Here is a 15,736-nt window from a genome sequence, read left to right on the forward strand (position 1 = left end):
GTTTTCCCGCTCCCATACTTCACCAAGGAATTGATTCATGGCCTGGATGCCTCCGCTGCACATCCTGCTGTCGCCGATCACCGCTGATACCGGCGCGCTGATCGAGCAGATTCAACTCAAGCCGTTGTTCTACGCCGCGCAAAAAGACGCGCTGGCCCGGGCCGGTGATGACGAGGACGATCAGTTCTTCGAACTGGCCAAACTCGCCACCGGCCTGTCGGAAAAAGAACTCGACCAACTCAAGCGTCCGGACTATGTGAGCATCGCCCAGTACGTGCACGACATGTCGACCCGGCCTGCCTCGTACTTCCTCGACGCCGACGAGCAGCCCCGCGAATCGGCGACCAGTGAGCACGTCTCGCTGCTGTTGCCCCTTGACACCGGCGGCCGCCGTCTCACCAGCCTGATCCTGGAAATGCCCGCCCTGCGCGCCACCAAGGCGATGAAAAAACTCGCCACCAACAAAGAGCGCGCCGAGTTCATCACTGCCCACTGCACCGGCCTGATGATCCCGGATCTCGCCGACCTCAGCGTGCCCGACTGGACCGAACTGCAGGGGCGTATCGACGATTTTTTAAACAAACCGGCGGACTTCTTTCGGAGCGCGACATCGAAGTAATTCTCGACATCGTGCCGCTCATTTACTCGGTAAATGAAGCGGAAATCCTGGACTGGGACGCCGGAAAAGCATTGCGCCGCTACGACATCGCGATCACTCGCCTTGGCGTCAAACAGGAGTAGAGCGGATGGCAGACAGTAAATTTGGATTGAGGTCGCTCATCGCCAGGGACGGCGAGGCGATTTACGGCTCGCTTGAAACGGCCGCGGCAGGCGCCAGCATCCAGCCGATTGCGCCGATGCTTGCCGGCCCGTCCTTGCTTGATGCCGTACCCGAGGACGTGCCGGGCCAGGAACTGGCGAATGTCGGTGCGCAACTGACGCAACTGGTCACGGGGCAGACCCGGCTCATCGACACGCTGGAGAGGTTCAACGGCTCATTGCTCGATGTGATGGGTGCCCTGAAAACCGGCAAGGGCAATAGCACGGGCGGCGCCTCATCCGATACCGTCAAACCCTCGCAGGCGCTGGACACGGCGATGACCGACCTGCATGAAGTGGTGGGGTTTGCCGGGTATGAGCGCACACAACTGCGCGAAGCCAACCTGGCCTTGGCGTCCGACCCGATGGTTGCCGCAAGTGGCGCAGATGCTGTCGACCTGGCAAGGGTGGAGCAGGTGGGGGCCCGGTCCGGCGTAGGCAAGGACCTTGAAACTCGCCAGGCTGATTTGCTGCAGTTCGCCCGCGATAGCGCGCTCATCGCCGCGGCCTTTCAGACCGATATCAAGACGGCCGGCGAGATGATGGGCGGCTGGCGTGGGTCGATGAAGCTGGATCGCCCGCAGGCGCTGGATCTGGCTGACGCCACCAACGTGCTGGGTTCCCACGCTTCGCTCAAGGCCGATGCGGTGGATATTGGTTCGATTGTGCGCCAGAGCACTGCCGCGAGAACGTCGGGCATGAGCCCCGAGCAGGTAGCGGCGTTTTCGGCGGCGTTGCTGACGGTTGGTAACAACCGGGCGTCTGCCGGGCTTGCGGTGGAAAAAGTCGGCGCCGCGCTGGCCAAGGGTGACGGTGCCTCCGAGGGGCAGCGTGCTGCCTGGGCAGAGCTCAAGCTTGACCCGAAGGTGCTTGCGGCAGGCATGAAGCAGGACGCACCGCAAACAGTGCTGACGGTCCTCGAGGCGCTCAAGGCGCAGCCCCAGGAAAGGCAGGCGGCACTGGCCACGCAGTTGTTCGACGGTAACCGCTCGATTCTGAGCCTGGTGCCGGTGATCGAAACGCTGAAGCAGGCCTTTACGGCGGTGGCCGACAAGTCGACTTACGCGACTTCGGTCCTGGGAGACCAGGGCTCGGTCATGCGTTCGGCGACCGGGCGGGCAGACTCCACGCAAGCTCATGAACAAGCCTTCCAGGCCAGTACCACCCGCCTGGAGACAGCTTCCGATACGGCGATTGCACCCCTGAAAAACGGCGCACTGACGGTGCTGACCTCGGTGGTCAATGGCTTGGGCTGGCTGGCTGAATCGCTGCCCAAAGCCACGGCCGCCCTCACATTGGCCGCGGTGGTGATGGTGCCGCTGGCGAAGAAGCTCGGCGGCACTGTCGTGGACAAAGTCTTCGACAAGGTCGCCGGGAAAGTCCTGGGCGAGGGTGACGCGCCCCGCGATGCCGGTGGCAACAAGTCCGACCCGTCCGGCAGCAAAGGGAAGTCACAAGGCAACGACACACGCCAGGGCGAGCGCACGCCAGGCAAAAACTCAGGCCCTGATGCGCCCACGAAAACCAACAGAGCCAGCCGAATCGCGAAGCGCGGTTCGTTGGCGTTGGTGGTGGCAGACGCGGGTATCAATCTCATCAAGGGCGCGAGCAATGGCACCCTGAAAGAGTCCGTTGGCGCCAGTGTGGGGTCGATAGGCGGTGGCGTCGCGGGTGGTGTGGCCGGCGAGGTTGCAGGGCTGGCCATTGGGCGAGCCGTTGGCACGCTCGCCGGGGCGGCGCTGGGTTCGATTATTCCGGGCGCCGGCACAGTGTTGGGCGGTGTGATCGGCGGCTTTGCCGGCGGTGCAATCGGTAAGGTGGTGGGCGGCGTCGTCGGCACGTTCGTCGGCAGCGACGTCGGGGCGAGCCTGGGCGAGAAAGTCATGAGCAGCGACGACCGTCTCCCGCCACCCGAACAGGTCAGCCAAAGCCTTCCCAACGCTCAAACAGACAACCGGCAAATCAACTTCGCCCCGCAGATCAACATTACCGCACCCGAGCAGACCAGTTACCAGGCGCTGGCGGCGCTCGTCGTGCAACAGATCGAGGCGCAGTTTACGCCGCTGTCGATGGACAACCTGCTGGCGACGCGACGCGACGCGGCACTCACCGATGGAGCGGTTTAATGCGACAACAAATGGTGTTGGGCAGCTTTATTTTCGGGCTGTCGCGCGGGTTTGCCTACGCGACCCTCGACCGTAACAGTAGCGGTGGCTGGGTCGCGCTGGACATCATTGCCGGCAAACCCAAGTCCAGCCAGACCGGCCAGGCCCTCGAAACATTGACCTTTGCCGGCAAGGCGGCGCGTGGCATCGGCATGGCCAGGCTCGACGAACTGCGCGACTTGCAGGCCTTGCGTACACCGCTGCCGTTGGTGGACGGGATTGGCCGTAACTGGGGGCTGTGGACGATCAAATCGGTGGACGAGAAACAAGCCAACGTGATCGACGACGGCACCGCCATGCTGATCAATTGGACGTTGATACTGGAGGAATTCGTCAATGCGTAGAGTCCGAAGTATTGCCGGTGACTCCGTCAACCTGCTGCTCTACCGCGAACTGGGTCGCAGCGACGACGCTGCCGAGGAAGCACTGTGGCATCTCAACCCGGACCTCGCGGAACACGGGGCGGTATTGCCGGCCGGCATCGGTGTAATCGTACCGGAGCTGGACGCGCGGCCCGCCGCAAAAAAACCGGTTTCGGTTTGGGATTAAGGAGGAACCATGGCACTTGGATTCACACCGGCGGTGGAAATTTACGGGACCAATGCCGCGCTGCTCAACGAGCGATTACTGGAGTGGGAACACACCGATGCCGCAGGCTTCGTCTCCGACCAGCTCAAGCTGACCCTCGACATCGAAGGGCTTGAGGGATTGCCCAGCCTGGGTGGGAGGATCGGCCTGCGGGTCGGTTACCTGGAGACCGGCCTGGAGGACAAGGGGCTCTTCAAGATTACCCAGCGCACCCCGTACCTGTTCCCCCTGCGCCTGGTGCTGGTGGCCACGGCGGCGCCGTTCGACCAGGACGAATTCAAACAGCGCCGCACAGCCAGCCATGGGCCGACCACCCTGGGCGCACTGTTCCGCCAACTGACCATACGATATGGATTCTCACCCAGGGTCGCGCCGGATCTGGACGCTGAAAAGATCGCTCACATCGACCAGACCAACGAAAGCGACATGAGCTTCCTGACCCGGCTTGCCAAGCGTTTTGATGCGGTGGCCAAGCCTGTCGACGAGCTGTATGTGCTGGGCCGTAAAGGCCAGATCACCTCGCTGTCGGGCAAGCCGCTGCAAGAAGTGCGGCTGTCGGTCACCCGTGATAACCGTCCGGGCGACCGCGCGTTTATCAGCGCCAGTTTTACCGAGACCAGCCGGGCCAAATTCGAAGGAGCCAAGGCGTCCTGGTGGGATGTCGCTACCTGCAAGAAACGTGAGGTGGAGGTGGGCGGTGCGCCGTTCAAGGTCCTTGCCCAGCGCTACCAGAGCGAAGACGAAGCCAGGACGGCGGCCGAAGGCGAGATGCGCCGGGTTAGCCGTGAAGGCCTGCAGATCAATGTGATATGCCCCGGCAACCCGGCGTTCCAGGCCGAAGGGCTGCTGGTACTGGATGAAACCTGGCCCGGCTTCATGCAGGGGCGCTGGTCCATCGACACGCTGACGGCCGTCGGCAAACGCAAGGAAAGCTACCGATGCACGATCAAGGCGAACGGATTGTCGTCACCGCAATGACGTGCTCGATCGGTTCCTTCCACCCACCCGCTTCGGCGGGTTTTTTATTGCCTGGTGAGATGCCATGAAGATAACCCCTCTGGTCAGTCATCTTCGGGATCACTGCCCATCGTTCAACCAACACATCCACGCCGGCCTCGACCTCGACGCGCTGCAAAACCTGCCAGTGCTCGACTCACCCCAGGCGGTCGTGACGCCGATCAGTGACAAGGCCAGCCCTAACGCTGCGCAAAACAGCAGTCGCCAACCCCTGCGCGAACATTTTGGCGTGGTGCTGGTGCTGGATTTGCCGGAGGGCCAGCAAGCCCAGGCGATGGACCAGCTGCATGCCTTGCGCGCCGAGGTCTGGCGGGCGCTGGTGGGCTACAGGCCCGAGGGGTTCTACGAGCCCATCCAGTACGACGCTGGCGAATGGCTGTTGCTCAGCAAGGTTCGCGGGTTGTACCGGCTGCGGTTTTTTCTCGAGAGCCAGTTGGGACGCAACCTCAGCACGCAGCCGGCGGAAACCTGGCTCGAGCTTGAACTGGACGCTTTGCCGTCCTTCAACGGGGTGACGGTGCGGGTCGATGCCATTGACCCAGCCGACCCCAACCTGCAACGCCCAGGCCCCGACGGGCGCCTGGAAATGACGTTTTCTGCCGAGGTAAAACCATGAGCAAACGCATCACCGTACTGCCGGTTTCCGGCCGTGCCGTACCTGACCCGGAGGCGGGCGATCTGTTGCCCGCCGAAGGCCGCGAAGTCCCGGACAACGCCTGGTGGCGTCGACGTCTGGCCGATGGCGACATCACAACCAAAGCCGTCAAGGCGGCAAAAACACAGGGAGCCAAGTAATGGCGATCGGATTCAGTCATATTCCGGCGGACATTCGTGTGCCGCTGTTCTACGCCGAGATGGACAATTCGGCAGCCAATAGTGCGTCGTCCGCCTTGCGCCGATTGATCGTGGCCCAGGTCAACGACAACGTCACCAGCCCGGAAATCGGCAGCCTGGTGCTGGTGTCGAGCGAGGCCATGGCCAAACGTATCGGTGGCCAGGGTTCGATGCTGGCATCGATGTACGAGACGTTCCGCAAGAGTGACCCTGTGGGCGAAATCTGGTGCCTGCCGCTGCACAGCACCGAAGGCAGCGCGGCCAAGGCCGAGCTCAAGCTGACCGGCGCCGCGACCCAGGGTGGCATTCTCAGCCTGTACGTCGGCGGCACCCGGGTTCAAGCGACCGTGATCAATGGTGCGACGGCTGCCGTGGCTGCCACCGCCCTGGCGCTGAAAATCAACGCCAGTGCCGACCTGCCGGTCAATGCGGTAGCCGCCGATGGCACCGTCACCCTGACCGCCAAGTGGACCGGTGAGAGTGGCAACGACATCAGCCTGCAGCTCAACCGCCTGGGCCAGAGCAACGGCGAACAAACCCCCGACGGCCTGACCGCCGTGCTCGGAAAAATGGCGGCGGGCGCCGGTGTGCCGGACCAGCTCGCGGCATTGGCTGCGCTGGGCGACGAGCCGTTCGAGTTCATCTGCATGCCCTGGGCCGACACCACCAGCCTCAACGCCTGGCAAGCGGTGATGGATGACAACAGCGGTCGTTGGTCGTGGGCCAAGCAACTGTTCGGCCACGTCTACACCGCCAAGCGCGGCACTATCGGCACCCTGGTGGCGGCCGGGCAAGGGCGAAATGACCAGCACGTGACCATCCAGGCCATGGAGCCGGGCGTGCCGCAACCGTTCTGGGTCCAGGCCGCAGCATTGGCTGCACGCACGGCGGTGTTCATCTCTGCCGATGCCAGTCGTCCGACCCAAAGCGGCAGCTTGCCGGGCCTCGATCCGGCCGACGCGAGCGAGCGCTTCACTCTGACCGAGCGCCAATCGCTGCTCAACTACGGCATCGCCACCGCTTACTACGAAGGCGGTTACGTGCGCATTCAGCGGGCGATCACCACTTACCAGAAGAACGCGTTCGGCCAGGCGGACAATTCCTATCTGGACAGCGAAACCCTGCACCAGTCGGCCTTTATCGTGCGCCGCCTGCAGAGCGTGATCACCAGCAAGTACGGGCGCCACAAACTCGCCGCCGACGGCACGCGCTTTGGCGCCGGCCAGCCGATCGTCACCCCGAGCACCATCCGCGGTGAGCTGATTGCCCAGTACGCCAAGCTCGAACTGGAAGGCCATGTGGAGAACGCCGAGCTGTTCGCCGAGCACCTGATCGTCGAGCGTGACAGCCAGGACCCGAGCCGGGTCAACGTGCTGTTCCCGCCGGATTACGTCAACGGGCTGCGGGTGTTCGCGCTGCTCAACCAGTTCCGTTTGCAGTACGACGCGGCGGTGTAGACCCCGCGCTTTTCGCAACTGATTCCAGCCCGCCGAGTGCGGGCTTATTTTTGGGAGAAACATCATGGGTCAACTGATTGCGGGCACCTGCTACGTCAAAGTGGACGGCGCTCAACTGACCATCAACGGCGGCTGCGAAGCACCGTTGATGGCCGTCAAGCGGGAAACCGTGGTGCCGGGTTTCTATAAGGAAACCGACATCACCCCGTCTTTCAAAGTTACCGCGCTGCACACGCCGGACTTTCCATTGAAGCAACTGATCGTCGGCACCGACATGACCGTCACCTGCGAATTCAACAACGGCAAGGTCTACGTGCTGGCCGGCGCCTACCTGGTGGAAGAGCCGGTGGCCAAGGGCGATGACGCGGTGATCGAGCTGAAATTCGAAGGCATCAAGGGGACCTGGCAATGACCGATACGGTGAAGCTGCAAGCGGCCATCGAGGCCCACGGCGAGTCATTGACCGAACTCACCCTGCGCCGCCCGACGGTGCAGGAGGTGCGGGCAATCAAGGCGCTGCCGTACAAGATCGACAAGGGCGAAGACGTGAGTCTGGACCTTGACGTCGCCGCCAAGTACATCGCCGTGTGCGCGGGTATCCCGCCGTCGTCGGTCAACCAGCTCGACCTGATGGACTTCAACGCGCTGAGCTGGGCCGTCGCCGGTTTTTTCATGAGTGCGGCGCAGGCTCCGTCGCCGAGCTGATTGCGGTGGCCTATGACCTGGCCTGGTTCTGGAAGGTTGATCCCGAACAGATGCTGGCCAGGCCTTTGGATACGCTCCGGGAATCCCTGGAGCATGCGCAACGGATCAATGCGATGCAGCAGGTGCAGTGATGGCAGAAGCTCAGAAAGTAGAAAGTACCGCCGTGCGCCTGACCGGCATCGACCAGCTGTCGCCCAAGCTTGCTGCGCTGCAGGCCATGGTCGGGCGCTTCAGGCAGAAACTGGAACAGACCGGTCTCGGCAAGCTGGATATCGCCGGTTTGGTGAAGGGCGGCGGGCTGGCGGCGCCGTTTGTCAGCGGCATTAAATCGGCGTTGGCGTTCAAGGCTGAGGTCGGCGAGGTCAATGCCGCCGTGGGGCAGGGCGTTACCGAAACGGCGGCGCAAGGGCTGAAGGATTTCAACGCGTCGCTGGACAAGGTGTCGGTGGCGTTTGGTACTGCACTGTTGCCGGCCGTCACGGCGGTGGTGGTCGGGTTGGAGCCGTTGCTGACGACGGTGGCCCAGGTGCTCACCGAAAATCCGCAACTGGTGCAGGGCCTGGCTGCCGGCGCAGTAGCGTTTACCGCGATGCAGGCGGCCGTCACCGGCGTGTCTCAGGCACTGGGCTTGATGCAGCTGGTGCTCAGCGCCAATCCGATAGTTTTGGTGGCTGTAGGCATTGCCGTGGCGGCAGGCTTGATCGTTGCCAACTGGAAGCCGATTTCGGCATTTTTTGTCGGGCTCGGCGAACGGGTGATGGCGGCGATTGGAACCTTGGGCGATTTTTTCCAGACGGTCTTTGCGTTTCGTCCGCTGGAACAGGTGATGCGCTTGTGGGGGCCGATCACAGGCTTTTTTGCCGGGTTGTGGACGTCGCTGAAGGTGATGGCGCAGCCCTTGGTCGGCTTTTTCACCACACTGTTTTCCTGGTCGCCAATGGGTTTGATCGTCAACAACTGGACGCCGTTGAGCGGCTTTTTTGCGGCCCTCTGGGACTTGCTCAAGGCACTGAGTGTGCCGGTGGTCGAGTTCATGAAAAGCCTGTTCAGTTGGTCACCCCAAGGGCAAATCATTGCCAACTGGGGCGTGATCAGTGAGATGTTTGCGGCGATCTGGAGTGACTTCAAACTCACCGCGCTGGCGGCTTTTACCATCGTCAGCAGTTACTTCGATTGGTCGCCCCTGGACAAGGTTTCTGCCGTCTGGGGTAGCGTCAGCGGTGCATTCGCCTCGATCTGGGGCGATATCAAGTTGCAGGCCCAGGACGCCTTTGTAGTGTTGAGTGGCCTGTTCGACGACTGGCATCCGATGGAGCAACTTGAAGCCATGTGGGCACCGGTGCTGAGTTGGTTCACCGCGCTGTCGGAGAAGCTTGCGGTGATCACCGCACCGATTCGCAAGCTGTTCAACGGTGGGCTGGGTGAAGTGATCAACCAGGCGACCGGCAGTGTGCTGGAGTTGACCACCGAGCAACAGGAACGTAATGCCGAAAGCGCGCGTAACCCATCCTGGTTCCGCAAGGGTCCTGGCTTGGTATCACCGCTGGCGTCCAGCTCCAGTTCGCTGCTGCAACAAACCGCTGCCAACAACCGCACGCAGCTCAACGGCGATTTGCGGGTGAGCTTCGACAATGCACCGGCCGGCCTGCGGGTCGACCAGCCCAGAACCAACCAGCCCGGCCTGAGCGTCACCCCACGTGTCGGCTACCGTTCCCTGTCCCTTGGAGGCTCCAATGAGCTGGCGTGATCGTTTGTTGCCGGCGTCGTTTCGTGGCGTCGGGTTTTGGGTTGACCAGGCGAAAGTCCCGGTCGGCAAGAAGGGCCAGTTGCACGAATACCCTCAGCGCGACCTGCCTTTTTTTGAAGGGCTGGGCCAACAGTCCAGGGTGCATGAGCTGACGGCATTTGTAGTGGGCGAGGATTGCCTGGAGCAACGCGACAAGTTGCTCAAGGCCCTGGAGGAGGGGGCCGGCGAGCTGGTGCACCCGTGGCTTGGACGGTTGCAGGTCAAGGTCGGCGAATGCGAGATGACCCAAACCCGCCAGGACGGCGGGCTGGTGACCTTTGCCCTGAAGTTCTATCCCGACGAACCTTTGAAGTTTCCCACTACGGCGGTCAATACCCGCCAGCTGTTGCTGGTGTCGGCCGACAGTTTGCTGGGTTCGGCGGTGCTGCGCTTTGAGCAGGCCGTCGCACTGGTGAAGCAGGCGCGGGTGGGCATCCAGGCGTTGCGCAATGGCCTGGCAGAGGTTTACCAGGTAATTGAGCAGCAGTTTGCCCCACTGATTCAGTTGTATGGCGACCTGAATGCCTTGGTCAAAGCCATCAAGGAAGTGCCCAAGGAATTGAGCGCCGAGTTCAAGGGCTTGCTCGGTGATGTGAAGGAGTTGAAGGCATTTGCCCGCAGCGGCTATCGCGGCATGTTGGCCAACCTCTCGCAGCAGGTGGAAGCGGCTCGCACTATCGACGTGCCGAAGCTGACCACCGGCAAGGACAGCGTGGCGGCGGTGCAAGCCACTGCCAACCTGGTACAGGATGCGTTGTGGGTGAAGATCGCCCATTGGCTGGCGGACGTACCGGTGGCGACAAAAGCGGTGACGCTCAGTACCACGCCATCCCTGGCGCAACAGGCGGCACAGCCGGTGCAGCGCCGCGAAGTGCCGGTGGCCGACGATGTGCTGGTGCTGCGTGACCTTCTGAACGAAGCCATGTGGCAAGCCGCATTGAAGGCCGACGCCGGGCACTATGTTGCGCTGAACGACCTGCGCCAACAGATGTTCGCGCATCTGACGGCAGTGGCTTCGTCCGGTGTCCGGCTGGTCAATCTGACGCCGATGCGCAGCATGCCCGCCTTGCTGTTGGCCTATCAGCGTTTCGGTGACGCGACGCGAGTGGGCGAGGTGGTGCAGCGCAATCGGGTGGCCCATCCGGGCTTCCTGCCACCGGCGGATCTGCAAGTGGTCAGGGAGTAACCCATGAACGAGTTGGACAATGCCGTCACCCTGACCGTGGACGGCCTGGACTATGGCGGCTGGAAAAGCGTGGAAATCAGCGCCGACCTGGAGCGTCAATTTCGCACCTTCACCCTCAACATCACCTGGCAATGGCCCGGGCAAACCCTGGCGGCGCCGATCAAGCCCGGCGCCCGTTGCCAGGTACGCATCGGTTGCGACCTGGTGCTCACCGGCTTTGTGTTCAAGGCGCCCATCAGTTACGACGGCCGACAGATCAGCCTGAGTATTCAGGGCGGCTCAGTGACCCAGGACCTGGTGGACTGCGCAGCGATAAACCAGCCCGGCCAGTGGCGCGGGCAAAGTGTGCTGAGCATCGTCCGGGCGCTGACGGCCGCCTATGACGTGGAGGTGCACAGCGAGATTGCCGAAACCGCGCGCCTGCATACCCACAGCATCGTGCCCGGGGAGACGGTATTTCAATCCATCGACCGCTTGCTGACGTTGTATCGGGTGTTCTCCACCGACGATGCGGATGGGCGCCTGGTATTGGCATCGCCCGGTAGTGCAGGGCGTGCGAATGACAGCCTGGAGCTGGGCCAGAACATCCTTTCGGCTAACGCACCGATGGACTTCAGCTCGGTATTTTCCGAGTACCGCGTCATCGGCCAGCACAAGGGCGATGATCAAAAAAACGCAGCGGCGGTCAGTGAGGTTTCAGGGATTTCCCGGGATGAAAAAGCCACGCGAAAACGCGTCACGGTGATCAGCGAACCGACGCAGTTGACCCCCGAGCTGGCCCAGCAACGCGCCGACTGGGAACGCGCCACCCGTACCGGAAAAGCCCTGACCACCACCTACACCGTGCAAGGCTGGCGGCAGTCCAACGGCGATTTGTGGCGCCACAACCTGTTGGTGCGGGTGATCGATCCGGTGCTGGGCTTTGACCAGGACATGCTGATCTCCAAGGTCACCTGGTCGCTCTCCGACCAAGGTTCGATCACCACGCTACAGGTGGCGCCGCCGTCCACCTTTGATGCCAATCCGTTGCCATCCGCTTAACCACCAAGGAATTTCCATGAGCTTACTGACTCGCCTGCTGGCGCGCGGCACTGTCGTGCTCGCCCACTCGGCCACCAAGCTGCAATCGCTGCAAATGCGCCTGACGGCAGGCGAAGTGAACGACGACATGGAGCACTTCGAACCCTACGGTTTTACCAGCAACCCTCTGGCGGGTGCTGAAGGCATCGCCACCTTCCTGGGCGGTGACCGCTCCCATGCCATCGTGCTGGTGGTGGCAGACCGTCGCTATCGCTTGCAGTCCCTGGCGCCGGGTGAAGTGGCGATCTATACCGACGAAGGCGACAAAGTTCATTTCAAGCGCGGGCGGGTAATCGACATTGAAACCGGCACCTTGAATATCCGCGCCAGCCAGGCGGTGAACATTGATACGCCGACCCTGACCCAGAGCGGCAAGATCATCTCCCAGGGCGACCAGATTGCCGGCGGCATCAGCCAGATCCAGCACGTGCATGTGGGCGTCCAGCCCGGCAGCGGCCAGACCGGTGCGCCGGCGGGAGGCCAGTGATGTTTGTCTCCGACAACCTGAAAAAGGCCCTGACCCGCTCGGTGCTGATCAGCCTGTTCACCTGGCGCCGTGCCGCGCCCGACGATGCGGTTGACGATGACGAGCGCTTCGGCTGGTGGGGCGACAGTTTTCCCAGCGTGGCCGACGACCGTATCGGCTCAAGATTGTGGTTGCTGCGCCGGGTCAAGCTGACCCACCAGACGCAACTGGACGCCGAATTCTATGCCCGCGAAGCCTTGCAATGGCTGATCGACGACGGGCATTGCAGCGCCATCGAAGTCCTCAGTGAGCGCCTCGACGCCCAGCGGCTCAACCTGCGAACGCAGCTGACCCTGGCCGATGGCGAACGCCTGGACATCAACCCTGATAACAGTTGGCAGGTGATCTATGCCGTTTGAAACCCCTTCGCTGCCGGTGCTGATCAAACGCACCCAAAGCGACCTGGCCAGCGATTCGCTGCGCCAGTCCGATGCCCAGGTCCTGGCGCGCACACTGAGTGGCGCTGCGTTCGGCCTGTACGGTTATCTCGATTGGATCGCTGAGCAGATCCTGCCGGATACCGCCGATGAATCCACCCTGGAACGCATCGCTGCGCTGCGTTTGAACCAGGCACGCAAGGCGGCGGTAGCCGCCAGTGGCACCGTGAGTTTTACCGCAGCGGCGGGCGCGGTGCTGGATGTGGACACGGTGCTGCAAGCCAGTGATGGTCGCAGCTTCAAAGTCACCGCTGCCGGTACCACCCATGCAGGCCTCAACACCGCCACGGTGCAGGCGATTGATGCCGGCACGCTGGGCAACGCTGATGCCGGGCTGAGCCTGATCGCGGTCCAGCCGCTGCAAGGTATTGGTTCGACCTTTACCGTGCTGGCGCCGGGGCTGACCGGCGGTGTGGCGCGAGAAACCCTGGAGTCGCTGCGGGCGCGGGTGATTCGTTCCTATCGCGTTATTCCCCAGGGCGGTTCGGCACAGGATTACGAGACCTGGTCCCTCGAAGTGCCCGGCATTACCCGCGCATGGTGTCGCGGCAATTACCTGGGGCCGGGGACGGTGGGGGTGTTCGTGATGCGTGACGACGACCCGCAGCCGATCCCCAATGCAGCGCAGTTGGCGCAGGTTCAAGCCCATATCGAACCGCTGCGGCCAGTGACCGCTGATGTGTATGTGTTGGCGCCGGTGATGAAGCCAGTGGTTTATCAACTGCGCTTGACCCCCGACACCAGCGCCGTGCGCGCGGCCGTCGAGGCCCAACTGCGAGACTTGCACAATCGCGAGGCGGGGCTGGGCGACAGCTTGTTGCTGACCCACATCGCCGAAGCCATCAGCACCGCCACCGGTGAGACCGATCACACACTGACAAGCCCGCTGGCGGACGTTACGGCGGCGACAAACCAGTTACTGGTGTTTGGAGGTATCACATGGCTGGGATAAGGACGGCTGGCCAGTACGAGGAACAACTGATCGCCCTGTTGCCCAGCGGTCCGGCCTGGGACCTGGAGACCATGCCGCAGTTGCAGACGGTGCTCAAAGGCATCGCCGAAGAACTTACGCGCATCGACGCCCGCGCCTGCGACCTGCAAAACGAAATGGACCCCGTGACCGTCAGCGAACTGGTGCCGGAGTGGGAAAGGGTGATGCAACTGCCCGACCCTTGCCTGGGCTTGAGCCCGCTGTACGACGACCGTCGCCTGGCGGTGCGTCGACGTCTGTTGGCGGTGGGCAGCCAGCGCGCCGCGTACTACATCGAAATCGCCCGCAGCCAGGGTTATCCCGACGCCAGTGTCACTGAACATCGCGCCCCGCGCATGGGCCGCTCACGGTTTGGCGCGGCGCATTTTGGCACCTGGCAGGCGCACTTCATGTGGACGCTCAACACCGGCGGCCGCCAGCACCTGGGGCGGCGGTTTGGGGCGAGTTATTGGGGAGAGCGGTTTGGCGTCAACCCGGGCAATGCCCTGGAGTGCCTGATTCATCGCAGCGCACCTGCTCATACGCAGGTGCACATCAATTATGACTAGAGGGTAGAAGCGTGGATTATCCAAAGAGTGTGCCCAGCGTTGGGCTGGTGAATGGCAAGTTTGTGGATGAAAACCCGGTGACCGGGACGCCGGGGAGTTTGATTCCGGCGGCTTGGGGGAATGGGGTTACGCAGGAGATTTTGAATGTGCTGGCGGCGGCGGGGATTGCGCCGGATGAGACGAAGACCGATCAGTTAGCGCAGGCGCTTAGCGTTTTGAGTGATTGGTTGAAGTTGAAGAATAAGCCGACGACGTTGGCGGGGTATGGGATTAAGGATGCCATGCCTGCGGGGGCGGGCGGACTTCTTACTATTCCTGCCGTGGTGAAAGGAAACTCCTCAGAGTTAACTTCCACGCAGTTCGTGACACTCGCCGACGCTACGACGGATCGGCCCGATGCGGTCAGATACGGCGCTGGGCTGCATATAAAGTATCCCGATGGTAAGTATGGGTTTGATCTCCTTGCGGGGATTACAGGCGAATGGTTCGGAGTACGTCGAGTTGCAGATGATGGCAAGGGAACTTGGCGCATGTTGTGGCATGACGGAAACTTCAATCCGGCAGCCAAAGCAGATAAGGCAACATCGCTGGCAGGATATGGAATCACTGACGCATTGGTGGTTGGGGGGACCAGTCGTCAACGACCTAGTTTGTCCGCGCAAGTCTTGGGAGAACTTGGCAATGGTGTTGGTGGTGCGTTGGAAATTCGAGAGGCGCAGGAAGTCAGTAATACCCAGACCAGTTTCGATTACGCACCGCGAATCCTGTTTCACTGGGCGGGGCTGATTGCCAGGTCTTTGGCTATGAACTCTGCTGGAGAACTCTCGTGGGGATCACAGACGGTTTGGACCTCCGGCAATTTTGACCCTGCCCGTAAAGCGAACGTGGCTACGACGCTGGCGGGTTACGGGATTACCGATGCTCTGTCAGCTTCCAGTTTTTTAAAACCGGTAGCAGGGCAATGGATCGCGCTAGGCGGTAGCGGTGTACTTCCGGCAGGCGGAACGTGGGCCTTTTTCTGCGCCAATTACAACGGCAATGGGGCCGCACTTGGCGGCAACGCTGGAGTGGCCGCCGGAGGCACTGCAGTGGGCAATGGAAACTGTGTTGGTTTTGCATGGAGGATCCAGTAATGGATAACAAGACGACTGTTGAGGATCTGGATGCCACCTCGTCTACGAGTTACAAAATCGAGGACATTTTTCTAAAAGCCGATGGTAGCTACCTGGTGACGCTGGATGGCTATCCGTACCATGCTACCGAGGCCGAAACACCGGATGTTTATCGCGCGGTGCGTTTGCTGATCGATTCGGGTGAGCAGTGCCAGGAACATATCGCCCCGGTCATTTCCGATGCTGAAGTCAAGGCTAATGAGCGCATGTGGCGTGATTCAGAAATTCAGCGCATCAGTTGGGTACGTGATCGTCATCGTGACCAGTTGGAAATGGGATTGAAAACCACGCTGTCAGATGAGCAGTTCAAAGAGTTGCTCAAATACACTCAAGCATTGCGTGACTGGCCCCAGGCTGAGAGCTTTCCTTCGATAACTAAACGGCCCGTTGCATTACCTTGGTTGGATGCTGTTGCTCAGTAAACG

Annotated in this window: 20 protein-coding genes; all 20 read left to right on the plus strand. The window is 61.9% G+C overall.

Translation table 11 applies throughout. The features are described 5' to 3' along the window. Window positions 1-37: 37 nt before the first annotated feature. The 20 genes from HX811_RS01940 to HX811_RS02030 all read left to right on the plus strand — a co-directional run bounded on the left by HX811_RS01940 (window position 38) and on the right by HX811_RS02030 (window position 15,733). Window positions 38-619 carry a phage tail assembly protein gene (locus tag HX811_RS01940; RefSeq protein ID WP_003208660.1) on the plus strand — a complete coding sequence of 194 codons (582 nt, stop codon included), beginning with the start codon at window positions 38-40 and terminating at the stop codon, window positions 617-619. Between the two features lie 127 nt (window positions 620-746). Continuing rightward, a complete protein-coding gene (locus HX811_RS01945; protein WP_177044509.1) occupies window positions 747-2,945 on the plus strand; it encodes a phage tail tape measure protein in 2,199 nt (732 codons plus the stop codon). Further along, complete coding sequence (locus tag HX811_RS01950; RefSeq protein ID WP_003208656.1) at window positions 2,945-3,328, plus strand: phage tail protein; 384 nt, start codon at window positions 2,945-2,947, stop codon at window positions 3,326-3,328. Before HX811_RS01945 ends, HX811_RS01950 begins: the two co-directional genes overlap by 1 nt. Beyond that, complete coding sequence (locus tag HX811_RS01955) at window positions 3,321-3,533, plus strand: tail protein X (protein ID WP_003208655.1); 213 nt, start codon at window positions 3,321-3,323, stop codon at window positions 3,531-3,533. Before HX811_RS01950 ends, HX811_RS01955 begins: the two co-directional genes overlap by 8 nt. Before the next feature lie 9 nt (window positions 3,534-3,542). Beyond that, complete coding sequence (locus HX811_RS01960; RefSeq protein WP_177009847.1) at window positions 3,543-4,550, plus strand: phage late control D family protein; 1,008 nt, start codon at window positions 3,543-3,545, stop codon at window positions 4,548-4,550. Window positions 4,551-4,614: 64 nt separating this feature from the next. Continuing rightward, entirely contained in the window at window positions 4,615-5,205 is a 591-nt protein-coding gene (locus HX811_RS01965) for a hypothetical protein (RefSeq protein WP_177044510.1), read from the plus strand. Beyond that, entirely contained in the window at window positions 5,202-5,384 is a 183-nt protein-coding gene (locus HX811_RS01970; protein ID WP_087695298.1) for a DUF2635 domain-containing protein, read from the plus strand. The genes HX811_RS01965 and HX811_RS01970 overlap by 4 nt, the downstream gene beginning before the upstream one ends. Further along, window positions 5,384-6,880: a phage tail sheath subtilisin-like domain-containing protein gene (locus tag HX811_RS01975; protein WP_177044511.1), complete on the plus strand. Its 1,497-nt coding sequence runs from the start codon at window positions 5,384-5,386 to the stop codon at window positions 6,878-6,880. Before HX811_RS01970 ends, HX811_RS01975 begins: the two co-directional genes overlap by 1 nt. Window positions 6,881-6,944: 64 nt before the next feature. Next, a complete protein-coding gene (locus HX811_RS01980; RefSeq protein WP_177044512.1) occupies window positions 6,945-7,292 on the plus strand; it encodes a phage tail tube protein in 348 nt (115 codons plus the stop codon). Then, complete coding sequence (locus HX811_RS01985) at window positions 7,289-7,585, plus strand: phage tail assembly protein (protein ID WP_102369827.1); 297 nt, start codon at window positions 7,289-7,291, stop codon at window positions 7,583-7,585. Before HX811_RS01980 ends, HX811_RS01985 begins: the two co-directional genes overlap by 4 nt. A gap of 5 nt (window positions 7,586-7,590) precedes the next feature. Continuing rightward, entirely contained in the window at window positions 7,591-7,716 is a 126-nt protein-coding gene (locus tag HX811_RS31895) for a hypothetical protein (RefSeq protein WP_010170085.1), read from the plus strand. Continuing rightward, on the plus strand, window positions 7,716-9,332 hold the full coding sequence (locus HX811_RS01990; RefSeq protein WP_177044513.1) for a hypothetical protein: 1,617 nt from the start codon (window positions 7,716-7,718) through the stop codon (window positions 9,330-9,332). The genes HX811_RS31895 and HX811_RS01990 overlap by 1 nt, the downstream gene beginning before the upstream one ends. Next, window positions 9,319-10,557: a DNA circularization protein gene (locus tag HX811_RS01995; protein ID WP_177044514.1), complete on the plus strand. Its 1,239-nt coding sequence runs from the start codon at window positions 9,319-9,321 to the stop codon at window positions 10,555-10,557. The genes HX811_RS01990 and HX811_RS01995 overlap by 14 nt, the downstream gene beginning before the upstream one ends. A 3-nt stretch (window positions 10,558-10,560) precedes the next feature. Further along, window positions 10,561-11,598, plus strand: a complete 1,038-nt coding sequence (locus HX811_RS02000; protein ID WP_177044516.1) for a phage baseplate assembly protein — start codon at window positions 10,561-10,563, stop codon at window positions 11,596-11,598. Between the two features lie 16 nt (window positions 11,599-11,614). Then, window positions 11,615-12,124 carry a phage baseplate assembly protein V gene (locus tag HX811_RS02005; protein WP_177019268.1) on the plus strand — a complete coding sequence of 170 codons (510 nt, stop codon included), beginning with the start codon at window positions 11,615-11,617 and terminating at the stop codon, window positions 12,122-12,124. Next, window positions 12,124-12,522, plus strand: coding sequence for a phage GP46 family protein (locus tag HX811_RS02010; RefSeq protein WP_177044517.1), 399 nt, complete (start codon window positions 12,124-12,126; stop codon window positions 12,520-12,522). The genes HX811_RS02005 and HX811_RS02010 overlap by 1 nt, the downstream gene beginning before the upstream one ends. Continuing rightward, entirely contained in the window at window positions 12,512-13,552 is a 1,041-nt protein-coding gene (locus HX811_RS02015) for a baseplate J/gp47 family protein (protein WP_177044518.1), read from the plus strand. The genes HX811_RS02010 and HX811_RS02015 overlap by 11 nt, the downstream gene beginning before the upstream one ends. After that, window positions 13,540-14,139 (plus strand): YmfQ family protein, encoded by a 600-nt coding sequence (locus tag HX811_RS02020; protein ID WP_087695306.1) that lies wholly within the window; start codon window positions 13,540-13,542, stop codon window positions 14,137-14,139. Before HX811_RS02015 ends, HX811_RS02020 begins: the two co-directional genes overlap by 13 nt. A gap of 11 nt (window positions 14,140-14,150) precedes the next feature. After that, window positions 14,151-15,272, plus strand: a complete 1,122-nt coding sequence (locus HX811_RS31900; RefSeq protein WP_371132333.1) for a hypothetical protein — start codon at window positions 14,151-14,153, stop codon at window positions 15,270-15,272. Further along, window positions 15,272-15,733, plus strand: a complete 462-nt coding sequence (locus HX811_RS02030) for a phage tail assembly chaperone (protein WP_256344339.1) — start codon at window positions 15,272-15,274, stop codon at window positions 15,731-15,733. Before HX811_RS31900 ends, HX811_RS02030 begins: the two co-directional genes overlap by 1 nt. The last annotated feature ends 3 nt before the right edge of the window (window positions 15,734-15,736 follow it).

The sequence above is a fragment of the Pseudomonas sp. F8002 genome, from assembly GCF_013385495.1.
Lineage (GTDB): Bacteria > Pseudomonadota > Gammaproteobacteria > Pseudomonadales > Pseudomonadaceae > Aquipseudomonas.